Annotated in this window: 15 protein-coding genes; 6 read left to right on the forward strand and 9 right to left on the reverse strand. The window is 64.5% G+C overall.

What is annotated here, in order from left to right:
• Window positions 1-19: 19 nt before the first annotated feature.
• On the forward strand, window positions 20-1,507 hold the full coding sequence (gene lnt, locus ACOGXA_RS10660; protein WP_419923853.1) for an apolipoprotein N-acyltransferase: 1,488 nt from the start codon (window positions 20-22) through the stop codon (window positions 1,505-1,507).
• Here the strand turns inward: lnt and dtd are convergent, their stop codons facing one another.
• Window positions 1,508-1,945 carry a D-aminoacyl-tRNA deacylase gene (dtd, locus tag ACOGXA_RS10665; protein ID WP_419923854.1) on the reverse strand — a complete coding sequence of 146 codons (438 nt, stop codon included), beginning with the start codon at window positions 1,943-1,945 and terminating at the stop codon, window positions 1,508-1,510.
• 74 nt (window positions 1,946-2,019) lie between these two features.
• Here dtd and ACOGXA_RS10670 point away from each other — a divergent pair, with 74 nt between their 5' ends.
• From ACOGXA_RS10670 to ACOGXA_RS10680, 3 genes are read left to right on the forward strand one after another with little or no spacing between them, the layout of a single operon-like run.
• Window positions 2,020-3,285, forward strand: coding sequence for a glycosyltransferase family 4 protein (locus ACOGXA_RS10670; RefSeq protein WP_419923855.1), 1,266 nt, complete (start codon window positions 2,020-2,022; stop codon window positions 3,283-3,285).
• Between the two features lie 33 nt (window positions 3,286-3,318).
• Window positions 3,319-4,071: a class I SAM-dependent methyltransferase gene (locus ACOGXA_RS10675; protein ID WP_419923856.1), complete on the forward strand. Its 753-nt coding sequence runs from the start codon at window positions 3,319-3,321 to the stop codon at window positions 4,069-4,071.
• Window positions 4,058-5,176: a prenyltransferase gene (locus ACOGXA_RS10680; protein WP_419923857.1), complete on the forward strand. Its 1,119-nt coding sequence runs from the start codon at window positions 4,058-4,060 to the stop codon at window positions 5,174-5,176. Before ACOGXA_RS10675 ends, ACOGXA_RS10680 begins: the two co-directional genes overlap by 14 nt.
• A 119-nt stretch (window positions 5,177-5,295) precedes the next feature.
• On the opposite strand, the gene ACOGXA_RS10685 is transcribed toward ACOGXA_RS10680, so the two are convergent.
• Genes ACOGXA_RS10685 through ACOGXA_RS10705 form a run of 5 tightly spaced genes read right to left on the reverse strand, consistent with a single transcriptional unit; the run spans window position 5,296 to window position 9,280 of the window.
• Entirely contained in the window at window positions 5,296-6,618 is a 1,323-nt protein-coding gene (locus ACOGXA_RS10685; RefSeq protein WP_419923858.1) for an ISL3 family transposase, read from the reverse strand.
• Between the two features lie 53 nt (window positions 6,619-6,671).
• Entirely contained in the window at window positions 6,672-6,884 is a 213-nt protein-coding gene (locus ACOGXA_RS10690; protein ID WP_419923859.1) for a DUF4928 family protein, read from the reverse strand.
• Window positions 6,881-8,083: a DNA cytosine methyltransferase gene (locus ACOGXA_RS10695; RefSeq protein WP_419923860.1), complete on the reverse strand. Its 1,203-nt coding sequence runs from the start codon at window positions 8,081-8,083 to the stop codon at window positions 6,881-6,883. The genes ACOGXA_RS10690 and ACOGXA_RS10695 overlap by 4 nt, the downstream gene beginning before the upstream one ends.
• Window positions 8,058-8,573 carry a hypothetical protein gene (locus tag ACOGXA_RS10700; RefSeq protein WP_419923861.1) on the reverse strand — a complete coding sequence of 172 codons (516 nt, stop codon included), beginning with the start codon at window positions 8,571-8,573 and terminating at the stop codon, window positions 8,058-8,060. The genes ACOGXA_RS10695 and ACOGXA_RS10700 overlap by 26 nt, the downstream gene beginning before the upstream one ends.
• The gene (locus ACOGXA_RS10705; RefSeq protein ID WP_419923862.1) at window positions 8,558-9,280 is read right to left on the reverse strand and encodes a DNA methyltransferase; all 723 of its coding nucleotides are present in this window, start codon (window positions 9,278-9,280) and stop codon (window positions 8,558-8,560) included. Before ACOGXA_RS10705 ends, ACOGXA_RS10700 begins: the two co-directional genes overlap by 16 nt.
• 187 nt (window positions 9,281-9,467) lie before the next feature.
• Between ACOGXA_RS10705 and ACOGXA_RS10710 the strand changes: the two genes are divergently transcribed.
• Both ACOGXA_RS10710 and ACOGXA_RS10715 read left to right on the forward strand, forming a co-directional pair.
• A complete protein-coding gene (locus tag ACOGXA_RS10710; RefSeq protein WP_419923863.1) occupies window positions 9,468-9,905 on the forward strand; it encodes a very short patch repair endonuclease in 438 nt (145 codons plus the stop codon).
• 140 nt (window positions 9,906-10,045) lie between these two features.
• Complete coding sequence (locus ACOGXA_RS10715; RefSeq protein WP_419923864.1) at window positions 10,046-11,215, forward strand: ATP-binding protein; 1,170 nt, start codon at window positions 10,046-10,048, stop codon at window positions 11,213-11,215.
• 176 nt (window positions 11,216-11,391) lie between these two features.
• On the opposite strand, the gene ACOGXA_RS10720 is transcribed toward ACOGXA_RS10715, so the two are convergent.
• From ACOGXA_RS10720 to ACOGXA_RS10730, 3 genes are read right to left on the reverse strand one after another with little or no spacing between them, the layout of a single operon-like run.
• On the reverse strand, window positions 11,392-12,573 hold the full coding sequence (locus ACOGXA_RS10720; protein ID WP_419923865.1) for a DUF1214 domain-containing protein: 1,182 nt from the start codon (window positions 12,571-12,573) through the stop codon (window positions 11,392-11,394).
• 41 nt (window positions 12,574-12,614) lie between these two features.
• A complete protein-coding gene (locus ACOGXA_RS10725; protein ID WP_419923866.1) occupies window positions 12,615-13,244 on the reverse strand; it encodes a class I SAM-dependent methyltransferase in 630 nt (209 codons plus the stop codon).
• Entirely contained in the window at window positions 13,216-13,713 is a 498-nt protein-coding gene (locus ACOGXA_RS10730; RefSeq protein WP_419923867.1) for a GtrA family protein, read from the reverse strand. Before ACOGXA_RS10730 ends, ACOGXA_RS10725 begins: the two co-directional genes overlap by 29 nt.
• Window positions 13,714-13,766: the final 53 nt, after the last annotated feature.

Here is a 13,766-nt window from a genome sequence, read left to right on the forward strand (position 1 = left end):
CAGAGGGCGCAATCGCCCGATGAGCAGCCCACGACTCGCCGTATGGGCCCGCAAGAGCGGTTGGACGGCGGCGGGCTCCTTGGCGGCAGGCGGGCTGGTGGCGCTGTCGATGCCCCCATGGGGGTGGTGGCCGCTGGCACTCGTCGGCCTGGTGGCTTTCGAACGTCTCATTGCCGACCAACCAATCGGGGCCCGGGCGTGGCGGGGATTCGGTTTCGGGGCGGGCTGGCTGTTCCCGGCCACGTTCTGGATGGTCGACTTCACCCTGCCCGGCTATTTGGCGGTGTGCGTGGTGTTCTCGGTGCTGTACGGCCTGACCGGTGCCGCTTGTCCGCCGGGGCTCAGTCGGTGGGTGGCGCTGCCCGGCCTGTTCATGCTGGCCGGGGCCATCCGGTGGCGGTGGCCGTTCGGCGGGGTGCCGCTGGCCACCTTGCCCATGAGCCAGGTGGACACCCCATGGGCCACCACCGTGAGGGTGTTGGGACCATTGCTGCTCGTAGGGGTGACCGTGGCGATTGCCATGGCTGTGGCCGCGGCGCTGGAGCGCCGGTGGCAGGCAGCACTGGTTCTGGCGGTGGTGGTGCTGGGGTTCTGGGGCGGGGCCGCGTTGGCCCCCCGGGGCTCGGCTAACGGCGCCATCGACGTGGCCGTGGTGCAGGGGGGCGGGCCGCAGCGAACCCGGGCCGCCAACACCGAGCCAGGGGTGGTGTTTGAGCGGCACCTAGAGACCAGCCAACTAGTGCAGAAGCCGGTGGACTTGGTGGTGTGGCCCGAAGACGTGGTGGACGTTCATGGGCTGTTTGCCAACAGCGAAGAACGTGTCCGGCTGGCCGGGTTGGCCCAAGAGCTCGACGCCACCCTGGTGGCCGGGGTGGTGGAGGACGTATCGGCCACCGAGGCAGCCAACTTCGCGGCGGTATTCGCCGCCGACGGAACCATGCTGGGCCGCTACGACAAAGTCCGGCTGGTGCCGTTCGGGGAGTACGTCCCGCTGCGGTCGCTAATCGAACCGCTGGCCCCCGACTACCTGCCGGCCCGAGACATGCGCCGGGGCGACACCCCAGCGGCGCTGGACACCCCCGTAGGCCGCCTCGGGGTCTCCATTAGCTGGGAGATCTTCTTCGAAGACCGGGCCCGAGATGCCATCGGCAACGGCGGTGAGGTGCTGTTGAACCCCACCAACGGAGCCAGCTACTGGCTCACCATCGTGCAGACCCAGCAAATCGCCAGCTCCCGACTGCGGGCTATGGAAACTGGGCGTTGGGTAGTACAGGCCGCCCCCACCGGGTTCAGCGCCTTCGTCGACCCCGATGGCAACGTCTACCAGCGCACCGCCGTTTCCGAGCGCAAAGTCATCCAAGCCGAAATCGAGCTCCGCACCGGCCAAACCCTCGCCACCCGCGCCGGCCCCTGGCCCATGCTCGCCCTAGCCGCAGCCACCCTGCTAGCCGCCTGGCTGGCCCGCCAGCGCACCACCACCCCACCGGGTCGCCGCGGAACCCGCTGACTAAATCTCCACCATGAGGGTTACGGGGCCGTCGTTGACTAGCTCGACTGCCATCATGGCGCCGAAGGCGCCGGTGGCCACGGTGGCGCCTAGGGTGCGGAGCTCGGCAACCAGCTCCTCGATCAGGGCGGAGGCTTGGTCTGGGGCGGCGGCGGCCAAGAACGAGGGGCGGCGGCCGCGGCTGATGTCGCCGTAGAGGGTGAACTGGCTCACCACCAGCAGCTCGCCGCTGGTGTCGGCCACCGACAGGTTCATGTGGCCGTTCTCGTCGGTGAAGATGCGCAGGTTCCACAACTTGGAGGCCATCTTCTTCACCGAGCCGGCATCGTCGTCGTGGGTCACTCCCACCAAACAGCACAGGCCGGGGCCGATCTCTCCGATGACCTCGCCGTCCACCCGAACCCGGGCCTCCGCAGCTCTTTGAACCAGTGTTCGCACGGGCCAAAGTTAGCGACTGAGCGAACCGGCTGAGCATTTGCCAAACACCACGGATTCCGAGAACCTTGTAGCTCATGGTCTCGGCGGAAAAACCCCTGAAGATCGCCCTGCTCTCGTACCGGGGCAAACCCCACTGCGGCGGTCAGGGGGTGTACGTCCACCACCTCAGCCGGGCGCTGACCGAGCTTGGCCACCACGTGGAAGTGCTGAGCGGACAGCCTTACCCCGTGTTGGACGACCGAGTACCGCTGCACCAGCTCCCCAGCCTCGACATCTTCAACGACGCCCATCCCGGGCGGATGCCCGGTTTCTGGGAGATCAAGTCGTGGGCTGATGCCGCCGAAGTGGGCTCGTTTATGACCGGGGCATTCTCGGAGCCCCTGGCCTTCTCCATCCGAGCCTGGCAGATGTTGCGCTCTCGGATGGGTGATTTCGACCTGGTACACGACAACCAGTCGCTGGGCTATGGACTGCTGGCCATCGAGCGCGAAGGGCTGCCGGTATTGGGCACCATCCACCACCCCATCACCGTCGACCGCCAACTTGAGCTCGAGCATGCCCGCACCCTGGTAGAGCGGCTGGGCAAGCGGCGCTGGTATTCCTTCACCCGGATGCAGGCCCGGGTGGCCCGCCGGCTTCACCGCATCATCACCGTGTCGGAGTCGTCGCGCGACGACATTGCCCGAGACCAGAAGGTGCCGCGCCGCCTCATGCACGTGGTCCCGGTGGGGGTGGACCCCAAACTATTCCGCCCTCTGGCCAACGCGGTCCGCCGCCCAGAGCAGATCATCACCACGGCCAGCGCCGACGTGCCCATGAAGGGCCTGCGCTATCTGCTGGAGGCAATGGCCAAGCTCCGCACCGAGCGAGATGTGCGCTTGGTTGTGATCGGCCAACCCCGTGAGGGAGGCGCCACATCGGAAGCCATTGCCAGCTTGGGCCTAAGCCAGGTGGTGGAGTTCATCTCGGGTGTGCCCGATGAGCGCATCGTGGAGCTGTACGCCACCAGCTCGGCGGCAGTGGTGCCCTCGCTGTATGAGGGGTTCTCACTCCCGGCCATCGAGGCCATGTGTACCGGCACCCCGCTGGTGGCCACCACCGGCGGGGCGCTGCCCGAGGTGGCCGGCCCCGACGGCCAGACCTGTATATCGGTGCCTCCCGGCGACAGCGAGGCGCTGGCCGCCGCGGTGGGCCGGGTGCTGGACGATCCGGCAATGGCAGCTCGAATCGGTGCCGCCGGGCGGGAGCGGGTGATCAGCCGGTGGAGCTGGCGTCACACCGCGGAGCAGACGGCAGAGCATTATCGGGCGCTGCTCGGCGAATGGCGCCCCAACCGATAGGCGCGGCTCCCCTCAGCGGTTTCTGCATCAACCATGCTGACTGTTGACTACGACCGCCTAGGGCTGGCGCCGGGAGAACGGCTGCTGGATTTGGGGTGCGGATTCGGGCGCCATGCCTATGAGGCCGCCCGGCGGGGCGCCCATGTGGTGGCCTGCGACCTGGCGCCGGGCGAACTGGCCCAGGTGCGAGCCACGTTCGCGGCCATGAGCGAGGCTGGAGAGCAGCACCACGGAACATGCCAGGCCGTTCGGGGCGATGCCACCCGTTTGCCGTTCCCCGACCAATCGTTCGATCGGGTAATCGCCTCAGAGGTGCTCGAGCACGTGGACTCCGACGATGCGGCGCTGGCCGAGCTGACCCGGATCCTGCGCCCCGGCGGCGTGCTGGCCGTGACCGTGCCCACCTGGTTCCCCGAGAAGGTGTGCTGGGCGCTTTCAGACGAATACCACGCCCCCAAAGCAGTGGGCGGGCATGTGCGGATCTACCGGCGGGGCGAACTCCGGCGCCGACTCCGACGTGCCGGTCTGGCCCCCTACACGGGTCACCATGCCCATGCGCTTCACAGCCCCTACTGGTGGCTGCGGTGCGCGGTCGGCCCCAACCGGGACGACCACCGGCTGGTGGCGGCTTACCGCCGGCTCTTGGAATGGGATATTGTTCGCCAACCGAGAATCACCCGAATAGCCGAACGGGTCCTGAGTCCAGTGCTGGGCAAAAGCCTGGTCGTTTACAGCCGGAAGCCAGGATCAGATAGCCCAAGGGAGACCGAGCTTGTCGTCGCCTGAATCCCATCACCACAGCGAGACTGAGCTTGCCGATGCTGGCACTCCCGCCCCCAAGGGCACGAAAATTGCTGGGCCACATGTGGCCGGCGTTCTGTCGGCATCCGATCTACAGCAAACAGCCGACAGCATCGCCGCCTGGCAACTGCCCAACGGGATGATCCCCTGGTTCCCCGGTGGCCACGCCGACCCGTGGAACCACATAGAAGCGGCCATGGCCCTGGCGGTGACGGGTCGCCGGTCCGAAGCCGAGCGCGCCTACCAGTGGCTGGTGGACAATCAGCGGCCCGACGGCGCTTGGCACCAGTACTACCTGGCCGATGGAGTGGAACAGGACAAGCTGGACGCCAACTGCGTGGCCTACGTGGCCACCGGAGTGTGGCACCACTACCTGTGTACCGGCGACCGGGGCTTTTTGGAGGCGATGTGGCCGGTGGTGGAGCAGGCCGTGGGTTTCGTGCTCGATTTGCAGCTCCCCCGAGGCGAGATCCGCTGGGCTCGCCACAACGACGGCACGCCGTGGTCGTTCGCGCTGCTGACCGGATCGTCCAGCATCTGTCACAGCTTGCGAGCAGCCATCGCCACCGGAGAAGAGCTGGGCCAAGAGCGCCCCGGTTGGGAGTTGAGCGCCGCCCGGCTAGCTGATGCGATCCGCACCCAGCCCGACGCCTTCGCCCCCAAGAACCGCTGGGCCATGGACTGGTACTACCCGGTTTTATCGGGCGTGGTCACCGGGCAGGAGGGCCGGGCCATGCTGGCCTCCCGCTTCGACCAGTTCGTGATGGACGGCCTCGGGGTGCGCTGCGTGTTCGACAAACCCTGGGTGACCGCCGCGGAGACCTGCGAGTGCATCATCGCCCACCTCGGCGCGGGCCGACGCGACCTCGCCACCGAGATGTTCGAATGGGTGCAAGACCTGCGGGCCGACGACGGCTCATACTTCACCGGCATGGTCCACCCCGAGCGAACCCACTTCCCCGCCGACGAGCGCACCACTTACACCGCGGCGGCCATCATCCTCGCCGCCGACGCCCTATCCGGCGCCTCCCCCGCCTCCACCCTCTTCTCCAACCACCGCACCCTCCCCGAACTAATCACCATCGGCTGAGGGCCGGTTGGGCCGAAGGTCAGGTCTGAATCAGACCTCTCCGTGTCGGGCAAGGATGTTCTTGATTCGATTACCGCCGAGAAGGCTCACTTGAGAACCGGTGAACCACTTATCTGGCTCTACGCGTTGAAGCTGGGACGTCGGGTTCTGATTTTTGTGGCGGGTTGAGTTTCGCGTGGTTTTTGTCCGGCTGCCAGCAGGATTCTGAGCCGGTAGTTGGTGAAGTTGCGGAAGCCTCTGGCTGAGCGTTTTATGTCTTTGATTTTGGCGTTGGCTGCTTCGGTTCGCCCGTTGTGGGCTCGGGTTGCGATGCTGGTGTGGATTTCTGTTTGCCAGCTTTTGAGGGTGCGGGCGAGGCGGTGCAGCTCGGGGGCCGCTTCGGGGGCTTGGCACCAGGAGATTGCGTCATCTAGCCGGGCGGCGGCTTGGTCGGGGCCGGCGGTTTTGAACACGGCCCGGACTTTTTCTTTGGCCTCCCAGCAGTCGGCGACCTCGTCGTAGGGGTCGCCCGCGTCGAGGGCTGCTCGCAGCCGGTCCCAGCCGGTGGCATCGAGGCGCTCTTGGCCCGTCAACAGCAGTTTGCGGGCCCCGTAGAGGGGGTCGCCTTTGCGGCCCCGGTGGCCGGTTGTGTCGTTTTGGGTGCGGCGGCGGCACCGGTCAACAGCCTGGTTCGCCAAGCGCACGACGTGGAACGGATCCACCGCGATCTGGGTGCCGGCCCGCAGGCGATCACCGCGCAGCGACCTGATGGCGCTGCGGTAGCCCTCGTGGGGGTCGATGCAAACCACCTCGACGGCCCGTACCCATTCCCGCGCCTGCTTGGACACCCATTTACGGAGGTCAGCGGAGTCTCGGCCCTCGAACACGTCGACGACCCGCCCGGTGTCGGCATCAACCGCGGCGGTGATGAACCGGCGGCGGCGGCGCCGCGAGGCCGAGGCCATCACCGTCTCGTCGAATCCGAGCTTGGCAACCGGCCCAACCCGTCTGCTGCTGGCCGCAGCCTGCTCGGCGGCAGAGGCGATGTGGGACCACATCGTGTGCCAGGCGACACCGAGCTGGCGGGCCAAAGACGCCACCGACCCCTCCACAGCTGCCAGCCTGCCCACAGCCCACCTCGCGGCTCTTTCGGTCAATACCCGCCGCGGCCCCGCCAGCTCGGACCGCTCGGTCCAAGACCCCTTCGCGCAGTGGGCGTCGGGGCACACCCAGACCCGCTTGTTCCACACCACCTGCTGCGGGCGCCCGCCGCTGAAAGGAGCGTCCCTCAACACCACCTCCCGCCGCCCCTTGGAGCGGGCCCGGCGCCCGCAACCATCGCAGAACACCGCCTGGCCGTCCGGGGACTGGACCCGCACAACCACCTCGCCGCCCACCTCTTCAACGCCGGTCACCTCCAACCCGAGCGCGCCGAACTCAACCGCTGAACTATCTTGAACCACCAGGGGCCTCCTGACTCTTGGACTGTGTCAGTCACAAGAATCGGCGAGGCCCCCTACCCAGTGGCGGACCCCCACAAACACCCCAGTCCCCGCTTCCACGCGAAGAGCCACTTATCTTCATCAAGAGGGAAATGGCTGCTCATGTGCTCACACATGATGAGGCCAACTGCCATCACGTTGCGGTTGACCGTCCCGTCGTTGCGCTGAGCCTCATACCACTGCTCAATGTCTGCATCGAGCACGTCGGCAATACTTTCAGCGTTCACACAGCAGCCTTTTCGGTTTCTTGACGTCCCATCGCCATAGCAGCTGGCACCAGCGCATGTTCAGCGAGCCATTTGATCACTGGCACACAAACTGCATCGCCGAGGCCAAACAGCGCCTGGGCATCGGTGACTGCGGAATAGTCAAACCCATCTGGAACCCCCTGAAGCCGGGCGTACTCGCGGGGCGTCATCCATCTTGCTCGTACTCCATCTGGGGAGATTTCGACAACTGCCTGTCGAGATGAGCCACCTCGCGCTGTGCGGAGACAGCCGGAGATGTCGTCTGAGCGGATTTCCCACACAGGGATCCCATTGCGAGTCCGACGGTAGGCGGTGCGCCACTGGGTGATCCTGTCCTGCCCAAGTAGAGCTAATCGATCTTGATGGAGGGGAGAAAGCGATCCCATGAACTTCCCAAACCGCTTACCGTCCCACCACCGCTCGTCGCTGGCGTCGAGACGTTCCACCACATCATTGAGCCAGCGATCAGCCTGCACGGGAATCGGAACCGAAAGCTCTTGAAGCATCAGATCTTGATTGGCCCTCACGAACGCGGCCACTGACTCAGAGCGGAGCGGTCCAGCCATACCCGAAGCCTCACCGCCAAGTGGTTCGAGAGTGCCAATGATGAACAAGCGGGGTCTCGACTGGGGAACAAACCAGCTTGCATCCACGGTCAGCACGTCACAGAAGTATCCCGACTTGTTGAGTTCTCCTATCGAGACTCGGAGGTCTTCCCCTCCCCTGGAGGACACGAACGATGACACGTTCTCGATCATCACCACGGGCGGGATTCGCTCTCCCATCTCTCTCAGGACTCGCGAGAATTCAAAGAACAGCCCCGACTGCTCGCCGTCCAACCCTTTCCGATTCCCCGCGAGCGACAGGTCCACACAGGGGAAGCTGGCCGTCGCGATGTCAACTTTGGGAACCGAGCACCCCTGTACATCTCGAATGTCCCCTAAGACATAGTGCGCATCATCAAAATTGGACGCATACACCGCATGCTTGACCGGCTCGATGTCGTTTGCCCACACTACATCGATGCCCGCCCGCTCCAAACCCGCCCTCACCAGGCCAATCCCGGCAAAGAACTCCGCTGCTGCCAAGTGCCGATGCGAGTGCACAGAATGACCATAGCCGTGGCCAGTGATGATCTCGGGGGCCAGCCAACTAATCATATGCCGCCAGTCGTTCAAGAAGAGTGTCGATCATCTCGCCAACAGGGCGCATGTCGTCAAGTTTCTTGGTGATCTTGTATGTGACGTCCTGATCCTGCGCCATCATGACTAATCGTCCCGCTAGGCCGTCGATTACTTCATCCTTGTGCCAGACGTTGAACACGACCTGCTCCGGGCACACCCCGAGACACAGCAAGAAGGAATAGGTCCGGTCTAAACGGACGTGGTTGAACTGGAAAGTGCCGTTCGCGCCCAATGAAGCGGTTTTGACCTCGGTTCGCTGCTCCTCGATAACCATGTCGATTTCCGATGTTCGACTGCCATTACCGATCTTGAATCCTGCGTTGCCCAGATATCTGCGGACGAACTCCTCACCAATCTCGCCTCTGTTGGTGTTGCCCAGCATCCGATATCCGATGAGCGGCGAGTCCGCCCAGATGTCCTCTGGGCTGTGCTCGCGTATGATGCTCGCCAGGAGTTCTACGGCGTCCATCAGGGCGCTTCCCATATTCTCTTACTGCCATCGGACTTCCAGAAGACCAAGAAGTACGAGTGGTTCTTCCGTGCGTGAACTTGCTGGACCGCACGGCTCACGCCGGGCCGATTCTTTCGCATCACCACGAACAGGTCTTCGGCTACGAAACCCATCTGTTCGTATGCCTGCATGATCTCGACGTGGGTGAACCGCTGCCGGTTGGAGCACACTTCGTCCTGACACTTCACAATCAACACGCCCTTGTCACGGAGCACTCTGTGCGCTTCCGAGCCAGCATCCTCATACAGTGAGAGCACGGCTTCGTGATATTTCTTGTTCGTCCTGTTGCCTGTCCCATTGTTCCGATAGTGGCGCTCAAACGCCTGGTGCGCAGTGTGCGCTGTCCCCCCCGGTGAGTGCATATACGGCGGGTCGAGCACAACACAGTCGATTTCGCCATCGCTGTAGGGAAGCGCCCTACAGTCGATACCGTTCTGAATGTCCGTCGCCAGTAATTGATACATTCCATTTGGAACGTTCCGCCAAAAAACGCCTTTACCGAAAGTCACGTCAGCGACAACACTGCTCGGCGCCACGTACAAGTCCATTATCCGCGGGAACACGTCGTCGTTTCCCTCGGCGTATGCGCTGAACACTAGGTCGTTGGTTGGCATTCCGTTGCGCACGCGACGTGCTGACGCCTCCTGGACAAACAGGCTGTCGCTCTGAACAGTGCTCATGTTGCCATTTCCTCCTTCATTTTGCGAGCATCGGGCCGTCTGAGATCAGCTGGCCTCACCAGGCCAATCCCGGCAAAGAACTCCGCAGCTGCCAAGTGCCGATGCGAGTGCACAGAATGACCATAGCCGTGGCTAGTGACAGTTGCGGGGACCGCCACAACGAGGGCCACGTCGCTACTATCGGGCCATGAGTGGGCTGCCGGAGGGGTCTTGGGCTTCTTCGGAGGCGACTCGGAAGTCGATGCAGGGGAACCGCAGCCGGGATACCAAACCGGAACTGGCGGTGCGCTCTGCAGTACACCGCCGGGGGCTGCGGTACCGGGTGGCGGCTCGGCCGTTGCCTGAGCTGCGGAGGACAGCCGATCTGGTGTTTCGCAAGGCCAAGATCGCGGTGTTCGTGGACGGCTGCTACTGGCACGGCTGCCCTGAGCATCACACCCAGCCCGCCACCAATCCCGAGTACTGGTCAACCAAGATCACCGGCAACATCGCCCGCGACCAAGACACCGACGCCCACCTCGCCGATGCGGGCTGGACGGTTATGCGCTTCTGGGAGCACGAGAGCCCGGAATCCGTGGCCGACGCAGTGGAGCAGTCGGTACGAGCCGCCCTAAACCGGCGCTAGCCGCGAGATGCGCTGCAAGAGTTCCAACCTGGCCCGAAGATCCTTGTCCCCGGCCCACCGAGGCATCTGTCACAATAGAAGTGAGCATCCTGCAAAATAGAAAAATAACCTCTTCAAAACAGAATTCCACGCTAACCTGCATGACGGTGCTGGAACGGAGGATCGCAAACGTCCGACACGGCTCGCTGCTGGAGCGCCGCCTCGCCGCCTACCCGGCGGTTGCGCTGGTAGGGCCTCGCCAGTGCGGCAAGACCACACTCGCTCGGCCGCTCGGAGCCCGCTACTACGACATGGAGCTCGAATCCGACCGCCTAAGGCTGGATCTCGAGTGGGCGGAGATGGCCGAAGGTGGAGATCTCGTAGTCATCGACGAGGCCCAAGCAGCCCCGGAGATCTTCCCTCGCCTGCGCAGCACCATCGACGCAGACCGTCGCCGAAATGGGCGCTTTTTGCTTTTGGGGTCAATCTCGCCGTCACTCATGAAGAACGTCTCGGAGTCGCTCGCCGGCCGTCTAAGCGTGGTGGAACTGACGCCGATGTCGTGGCTAGAGCTGCCCGGCGAATGCCGCGAGAGGTTGTGGCACTACGGCGGCTTTCCCGACGGCGGAGTGCTCGACGGCAGGGGCTTTCCCGACTGGCAGCACGATTATCTGAGCCTGCTCGCCCAGCGCGATCTACCGTCCTGGGGACTGCCGGCCACTTCGCGGACTACCCAGCATCTCTTCGAGCTATTGGCCACATCACATGGCCAGCAGTGGAACGCCAGCGAGACGGGCCGCGCCCTGGGCCTCTCCTACCACACGGTGAACGCCTATGTGGATTACCTGGAAGGAGCGTTCTTGCTCAGGCGCCTACCGGCCTACCACGCCAATGCGCGCAAGCGACTCACCAAGCGGCCGAAGGTGTACTGGCGCGACAGCGGCCTGCTACACAGCCTGTGGGGAGTCGGCGACGCCTCAGAAGTGGCAGGGCAACCGATGGTGGGCGCGAGCTGGGAAGGACATGTAATCGACCAAGTGCTGACAGCCTTGCAGCAATCCGGGACGCGCTACAGCGCTTCGCACCTGCGCACCGCTGACGGTCGCGAGATCGATCTGATCTTGAACGTCAGGCAAGAACTCTGGGCCATCGAGATCAAGCTCACCACCAATCCCAGCCGATCTGACATGGCCCGCTTGAACGAGACGGCCGATCTGATCGGAGCCCACCGGCGGTTCCTGGTGACCCGAAGCCCAGAGACGGCCAGCACCGGCGCTCAGACCGCCTGCAACATTGCCCACATGATCGCTCAGGCAAGCGAACCGCAGTGAGCCACCAACCCCGAGTACTGGTCAACCAAGATCACCGGCAACATCGCCCGCGACAAAGACACCGACGCCCACCTCGCCGATGCGGGCTGGACGGTTATGCGCTTCTGGGAGCACGAGGAGCCGGAACGCGTCGCTGACGCGGTTGAGCGGTCGGTACGAGCCGCCCTGGGCCGTTCTTAACAGCGGAAGCGGAGGGCTCGGGATTGGCGGCGGGTGGTGATCTGGGCGGCGCGTTGGTCGGGGGTGAGGCGGGTGACGAAATCAGGGAGGTGGCGGTCGAGTTCGGAGAATGGCACCACTTGGGCCTCGGGGGTGGGCATCGTTGAGCTGAGCACCCAACGGAAGGTGATGAGGGCTTCGAGGCGGCCTTCGGTGTCGAGCCAGTTCTGCACGCCGGGGTCGTGGTGGGCCACCACGATGCGGAACCGGCCGTCGGGATCGACCGCGATTTGGGCGTTGTTGAGGCTCACGGTGCGGTTGGCGAAGTCCAGCGACTCAAACCAGGCATAGCTGTAAATCATGAACGACCAGTACTGGGCGTCGGGAACGTCGCAGGTAACGATCATGGCCTCGTCGGGGGCGAGTTCATAGGAGCAGCCGCCGTAGCCGATGGCATCGGCCCCGCCGGGCACCGAGCGAGGGCCATAGAACTCGTTGGGCGGGGCAGCCTTGCGGCTTCGCTCCATCCACTGGTTCCAGAACCCCAAGGCGTCGTCGGCCCAGGTCATCGCCCGGTCCAAACCATCGGACAGATCACCAGGATCGAGAGGCGAAGGGTGCTGGCCCTCGCTGCCCAGCCGCTGTATGGAGAACCGCCCCGGCTCGTCGACTCCCCAGTCCACGTTGTACTCCCGCACCGAGATGTGGTCGGTGTGCTCGTCGATGGGCAGCCAGTTGCCGTCGTGGGGGATGGCACTGGCGATGAAGCTGAAGCTGCCGTCCGGCTCGACGGCAAAATCGTCGCTGGAGCGCTCGGCGGTGATGCCCAGCCGGTTCTGGTGCATCTCCCCATGGGCGCTTTGAACCACGAACATCGACCCTGGCGGCAGCCACCCGGTCACCTGATAGGAGTGCTCGGCGCTCACATGAGCCCGCCAATAGGTGTTGTCCACGTTGGGGCCGCCCCAGCGCATGACATCATCGTTGTGGCGGTACATCACCGGAAAGTCCCGGCCGCAGAACTCCACCTGCTCAAGCCAGCCCTGCATGAGGAGCCTACCCAGGTGCCGATAGCCCTCGGCCCGATCAGCCGCCCCCGCCGGAAAGTCGTCTTCCAACAGCCGGTCCCCCGCCATTTTCAACCGGTCGCAAAACTCCCGCCACGCCTCGCCCGATACCAACTTTTGCTCGTTATCCACGCCGACGAAGCTAGTTGACGCTTGTCCGACGGGTTGTCAGATCAAATGCCGGGGGCGTGGCGGGTGAGGACTCGCAGGGAGCCGGTGGCGGGGAGTTCGCTGAACGCGCCGGAGTCCATGGCCCGGCAGTAGACCTCATAGGGGGGGCGGCCGCCGTCGGCGGGGTTGGGAAACACGTCGTGGATGGCCAGGCGGCCTTCAACGGCTAAGTGCGGCACCCAGTTCTCGTAGTCGGCGTGGGCCGGCTCGGTGCCGTGGCCTCCGTCGATGAACAAAAAGGCCAGCGGGGTGGACCAGTTTTGGGCGATGGGCACCGAGTCGCCCACCAACGCCACCACGCTCTGCTCTAGCCCGGCCTGGTAGACGGTGCGGCGGAAGTGGGGCAGGGTATCGATCAGGCCCACCTCGGGGTCCACCAGGTCGGGCTCGTGCCATTCCCAGCCGGGCTGGTTCTCCTCCGACCCCCGGTGGTGGTCGAGGGAAAACAGCACCCGGCCCTGGGTTTGGGCGGCGTCGCCCAGATACACCGAGGACTTGCCGCAATAGCTGCCCACTTCGAGCAGCGGGCCAGCTACCTCTAGATCGCACGCTGCTTGATAGAGGGCCAGCCCCTCGTCGGGGGGCATGAACCCCCGGGCGGCCTCAGCGAATGCCCGCCGACTGGGATCCATCTTCTGCCATCTCCCGGACTTGCTCGGAAGGGCCGTCGTCCTCCGACGGGGGGCCAAACAGGTATCGGTCGCACACGGCGTACTTCACCAGCCAGACCGCGCCAAAGGCCCCAATCGACGCCGCAGATATGAACCAGCCGTTGTTGGTAACCGCGTCTACCAATCCCACGGTGAGCGACGACAGGGCCAGCCCGGCCAGGGAGACCAACCAGAAGGGCAGCACCTCGCGGCCCCACTGACTGCGGCCGTAGCGATCCCACACCCACAACCGGTTCAGGTGGTACACGGGGATGTTGGCAATCAAGAACGCCACCAAGTTGGATGCCAGTCCCGACCAGCCGAACAGGTCGTAGCAGACGCGCAAGATGGTCTGCCCCAGCACTATCCCTACCGCCGATGTGCCGCTATAGCGCAGCAGACGCGGCCAGTTGTCCATGACATGAGCGCGAACCAAGACCAAGAGCGACATGGGGACCAATAAGCGTAGCCGAGGCGCCCTCAGATCGAACTACCGCAGTTGCG

Origin of the sequence: Candidatus Poriferisocius sp., assembly GCF_965208475.1 — a bacterium.
Lineage (GTDB): Bacteria > Actinomycetota > Acidimicrobiia > Acidimicrobiales > Bin134 > Poriferisocius.

Bases quoted from the DNA above. Each gene is read 5' to 3' on its own strand.
- lnt (WP_419923853.1), top strand. From the start codon at position 20: ATGAGCAGCCCACGACTCGCCGTATGGGCCCGCAAGAGCGGTTGGACG.
- ACOGXA_RS10670 (WP_419923855.1), top strand. From the start codon at position 2,020: ATGGTCTCGGCGGAAAAACCCCTGAAGATCGCCCTGCTCTCGTACCGG.
- ACOGXA_RS10675 (WP_419923856.1), top strand. From the start codon at position 3,319: ATGCTGACTGTTGACTACGACCGCCTAGGGCTGGCGCCGGGAGAACGG.
- ACOGXA_RS10700 (WP_419923861.1), bottom strand. From the start codon at position 8,573: ATGGGAAGCGCCCTGATGGACGCCGTAGAACTCCTGGCGAGCATCATA.
- ACOGXA_RS10705 (WP_419923862.1), bottom strand. From the start codon at position 9,280: ATGAGCACTGTTCAGAGCGACAGCCTGTTTGTCCAGGAGGCGTCAGCA.
- ACOGXA_RS10710 (WP_419923863.1), top strand. From the start codon at position 9,468: ATGAGTGGGCTGCCGGAGGGGTCTTGGGCTTCTTCGGAGGCGACTCGG.
- ACOGXA_RS10715 (WP_419923864.1), top strand. From the start codon at position 10,046: ATGACGGTGCTGGAACGGAGGATCGCAAACGTCCGACACGGCTCGCTG.
- ACOGXA_RS10725 (WP_419923866.1), bottom strand. From the start codon at position 13,244: ATGGATCCCAGTCGGCGGGCATTCGCTGAGGCCGCCCGGGGGTTCATG.
- ACOGXA_RS10730 (WP_419923867.1), bottom strand. From the start codon at position 13,713: ATGTCGCTCTTGGTCTTGGTTCGCGCTCATGTCATGGACAACTGGCCG.